The 4,475-nt window shown below is 37.4% G+C and carries 3 protein-coding genes; all 3 read left to right on the top strand.

The features are described 5' to 3' along the window. Positions 1-372: 372 nt before the first annotated feature. The 3 genes from OZD67_RS02555 to typA all read left to right on the top strand — a co-directional run bounded on the left by OZD67_RS02555 (position 373) and on the right by typA (position 4,083). On the top strand, positions 373-1,563 hold the full coding sequence (locus tag OZD67_RS02555) for a dicarboxylate/amino acid:cation symporter (RefSeq protein WP_182182704.1): 1,191 nt from the start codon (positions 373-375) through the stop codon (positions 1,561-1,563). After that, positions 1,560-2,156, top strand: a complete 597-nt coding sequence (gene pyrE / locus OZD67_RS02550; protein ID WP_182182706.1) for an orotate phosphoribosyltransferase — start codon at positions 1,560-1,562, stop codon at positions 2,154-2,156. Before OZD67_RS02555 ends, pyrE begins: the two co-directional genes overlap by 4 nt. Positions 2,157-2,253: 97 nt before the next feature. Then, positions 2,254-4,083 carry a translational GTPase TypA gene (typA, locus tag OZD67_RS02545; protein ID WP_182182708.1) on the top strand — a complete coding sequence of 610 codons (1,830 nt, stop codon included), beginning with the start codon at positions 2,254-2,256 and terminating at the stop codon, positions 4,081-4,083. The last annotated feature ends 392 nt before the right edge of the window (positions 4,084-4,475 follow it).

Genomic DNA, 4,475 nt, shown 5'->3' with positions numbered 1-4,475 from the left:
TAGCTAAACGACAACCGTCATCCCGCAGCGGGATCTATGTTAAGAGATACCGCGAATAAATCGCGGTATGACGTAGGGCTACAGGTGTCATTCCAGCGCGTGACGCTGGAATCTAGTCTTTATTATGCAGCTACTTATTTAAAGTTAAGTTTCCTGGATCCAAGTAGTCTGGGCACTGCCGTCATAAAGGAACCAGTGTCAACTACTCGGATGATACCTTTTTCTACTTAGTTTGGGTTATGCAAGAAGTCTACTGTCTCCGAATAAACGCATCCTCTTATCTTTTCCTAATTTGTAAAGTTATTTTGTCTATCAATCTGATTCCCAAATAGCAAAATTGTTGTATAATGTTACTTTGAAGTTTTATTTTCAATGCGCAAGTTTGCAATACTCTTTTCTATACTGTTTGCAATAGTTGCTTACTATTTAAACAGTGAGATTATATTTGAAATAGCAAAGCTGTTTAGTGACATATTTGTTAGTTTGTTGAAATTAATAAGTTTACCTTTAGTTTTTCTATCAATAGTTTCCACAATTTCCGGGCTCAAAGACTCAATCGAAATTAAAACCTTAGTTAAGAAAACACTATTTTATACCCTGCTTACAACTATTATAGCTGCGTTTATTGCATTATTGTTTTACCTGTTAATAGACCCAGTGAAAAAAAATTTCATATGTAACACGATAGGAAGTTTGGATAATAACAATTACAGTTACTTTTCATACTTAAAATCACTCATTCCTTCGAATTTTGTGCAAGTTTTTCTTGAAAATAACGTTATTGGTAGCATATTGATCGCTTTTTTGATGGGTGGAGCTATTGTTTCACTTTCAAAAGAAAAGCAGGACATATTACATCAAATATTCTCTGCACTTTTCGATACGTTACTTAAAATTGCTCAGGGGTTACTAAAGCTTGTTCCACTTGCTGTGTGGTCTTTTATTACATGTTTTTTGCACGAATTAAAAGGTGGTAGCGAGTTCTATAGTCTTTTTTGGTACTTTACTTGCATAATGTCTGCAAATTTTGTGCAGGCATTTCTGATTTTACCGCTACTTATGTGGTATAAAGGCATATCACCAATTCAAACGCTGAAAGGGGTTATGCCGGCACTTACACTTGCATTTTTTTCTAAATCATCCAGTGCAACGCTGCCTACAACCATAGACTGTGTGCAGAACAAGCTAAAGGTGCCAAAGAAATTATCGTCTTTTATTTTACCAATATGCACAACAATTAATATGAATGCATGTGCTGCATTTATACTAATCACTGTGATGTTTGTTGCAGAGATGAATGGATGCGTATTTTCCTTAAGCGAAATGTTAATATGGATTTTTTTAGCAACTAGTGCAGCAATTGGTAACGCTGGAGTGCCGATGGGGTGCTATTTTATGGCAACTAGTTATCTCATGTCGATGAATGTTCCTCTGCATATTATGGGACTGATTTTGCCTATTTATACAATCATCGATATGTTTGAAACTGCAATAAACGTATGGTCTGATATTTGTATCACTCAGATAATTAATAAAGAATGTAATAGTGAACTTAAAAAATGATATTAGACGAAAATAACCTAATAATAAAAGAATTTAAAGAAGCAGAGGCAATTTTGCATGGGCATTTTGTTTTATCATCCAGGCTGCATAGTGACACATACATACAGTGTGCGAAGATTTTTGAAAATCCAAGCAGAGCCATGAAAGTTTGCGCACTATTAGCAGATAAAATAAAAAAAGAATTAAATAGCTCCATAGATTTAATACTATCTCCTGCAATTGGTGGAATAATCGTGGGTTATGAGATTGGCAGGCAGCTTGGAATAAAGACAATGTTTTGCGAGCGCGTTAATGGCAAGTTTGAATTACGCCGTGGATTTAAGATCAAAAAGGGTGAGAAAATATTACTTATCGAGGATGTGATAACCACAGGCAAGTCTTCACTTGAAGCAGTGAAATGTGCAGAAGGGGAGGGAGGTAAAGTCATTGCTGAAGCTTCTCTAATAAAGAGGAATAGTGAAACGAAACTGCCTTTTCCTGTCATATCTTTGATTGAATTGAACATCAAAAACTACAGCGAGGAAGAACTTCCAAGTGAATTAAAACAACTACCCGTAACAAAACCTGGGAGTAGAGAATATTTAACAAAGTAATCCTATAATATCTTGGAAACACAGCACAGCTTTAGTTATTTACTCCAAGAGTATTTTATGTATACTTATTACTAAATTAATTTTGAAATGATAGAAAATGAACGAATTTAAATCGATCCGAAATATAGCAATAATCGCACACGTTGACCACGGGAAAACTACTTTACTCGATAACATGTTAAAACAAAGTGGCACGTTTCGTGAGAATCAAGAAGTTCAAGAACGAGTGATGGATAGTGGTGACCAAGAGCGTGAACGCGGAATTACAATACTTGCAAAATGCACATCAATAATGTGGGGCGATGAAAAGATCAATATTATTGATACACCAGGGCACGTGGACTTTGGTGGAGAAGTAGAAAGAGTATTGTGCATGGCAGATGGTGTGTTGCTGCTGGTTGACGCTGCAGAAGGGCCAATGCCACAAACTAAATTTGTGTTGTCAAAAGCACTAAAAGCAAATTTGAAGCCAATTGTGATAATCAATAAGGTCGACCGACCAGACAGCAGGATAGATGAAGTATTAAATGAAATATATGAGTTATTTTTTAACCTTGATGCAACTAACGAGCAGCTAGATTTTCCAGTGTTGTATGCTTCAGGTAGAAATGGCTGGTGTGCTAAGGAGCTTTCTGATGAAAGGAAAGATTTAAGTCCATTATTTTCAACGGTTATAGATTATATAAAACCTTCTGTTTATGATCAAAATGCCCCTTTTGCTATGTTGGTCACTCTACTTGAGTCTGATAAGTTTCTTGGCAGAATATTGACAGGAAAGGTTTATCAGGGCGTTGCAAAAGTCAATTCAGATCTTAAGGTACTTGATCTGGACGGTAAAGTAATTGAACGAGGGAGATTAACTAAGTTGCTCTCATTTTCTGGCTTGAAACGTATCCCAGTAGAACAAGCTGTGGCGGGAGACATAATTGCAATTGCAGGACTTGAGAAAGCTTCAGTTTCTGACACTATAGCAGCACCAGAGGTTACAACTGCAGTGAGCTCAACTCCAGTTGATCCGCCAACGATGGCGATTACTCTGAGTGTTAATGATTCACCTTTTGCCGGACAAGAGGGAACAAAGCTTACCTCAACCGTTATAAAGGATCGTTTATATGCAGAAGCAGAAACAAATGTTGCAATTACCGTAACTTTGGCATCAAGTGGCGAAGCATTTGAAGTGGGTGGCCGTGGTGAGCTACAGCTTGGAGTGTTAATTGAAAATATGAGGAGAGAAGGTTTTGAGCTTTCAGTATCACGCCCTCGCGTTCTATTTAAGGAAGAAGATGGCAAAAAACTTGAACCTATAGAGGAAGTAGTAATTGATGTAGATGATGAATATAGTGGAATTATCATGGAAAAACTCAGCTTCCGAAAAGGTGAAGTGACTGACATGAGACCTTCTGGCAATGGCAGGACAAGATTAACGTTTTTAGTGCCATCAAGAGGATTAATTGGTTATCAAGGAGAGTTTTTAACTGATTCTCGGGGCACAGGCATAATTAACCGTTTATTTCATAGTTATGCTCCACATAAAGGTCCAATTTCTGGAAGGCGCAATGGAGTTTTAATTTCTACAGATAAGGGTGAGGCTGTGGCGTATGCAATTTTCAATTTGCAAGACAGGGGAATTATGTTTATCAAGCCACAGGATAAGGTATATTGTGGCATGGTTGTCGGCCAGCATAGCCGTGACAATGATTTGGAGATAAACGTGCTAAAAGGTAAGCAATTAACAAACGTAAGAGCTTCAGGTAGTGATGAAGCCATAAAACTCACTCCTCCAAAGATAATGACACTGGAGGATATGATAGCGTATATAGATGATGATGAATTGGTGGAAGTAACTCCAAAATCTATACGTTTACGCAAGAAATTCCTTGATCCAAATGAACGTAAGCGTGCAGGAAGGGCAAAGAATAAGGAGTAGAGGTTTCTCTTTATAGGTAATGTTTGTAGCAGTGTACTGTACGAACATTTGTTTTTGTTAAGCACAACAAATGGGCCAGTGCATGACGCACAATTGTACAAACATTGTAGCCGTTATTCAAGTAGCCCGCAGAAACGAAAAACTACTTGACAAGCCTCGCCAGCCCCCTTATCATGATAGTGAAGGTATTCAGTTATCTTCATCTGTGCAGATTAAACAGCAAGAAAACAACGTAGTTGGCGTCTTATTTTTAATTTTTTGCACTATGTGCACCTTATGTCTTCACAACATTTCTGGGTTTTTACCTATATAAGCTGAAACGCGCTTATAAGTCGTTTAATACAGTATAGTACGCCAATTTGCAGGATTAGAGAGTGACAACTAGCTAACAC

Origin of the sequence: Wolbachia endosymbiont of Drosophila nikananu (genome assembly GCF_028981865.1) — a bacterium.
Taxonomy (GTDB): domain Bacteria; phylum Pseudomonadota; class Alphaproteobacteria; order Rickettsiales; family Anaplasmataceae; genus Wolbachia; species Wolbachia pipientis_B.
This window is presented reverse-complemented; position numbering and strand designations above follow the sequence as displayed.

What these genes read in the sequence shown, in the direction of transcription:
- OZD67_RS02555 (WP_182182704.1), top strand. Translation starts at nt 373, where the DNA reads ATGCGCAAGTTTGCAATACTCTTTTCTATACTGTTTGCAATAGTTGCT.
- pyrE (WP_182182706.1), top strand. Translation starts at nt 1,560, where the DNA reads ATGATATTAGACGAAAATAACCTAATAATAAAAGAATTTAAAGAAGCA.
- typA (WP_182182708.1), top strand. Translation starts at nt 2,254, where the DNA reads ATGAACGAATTTAAATCGATCCGAAATATAGCAATAATCGCACACGTT.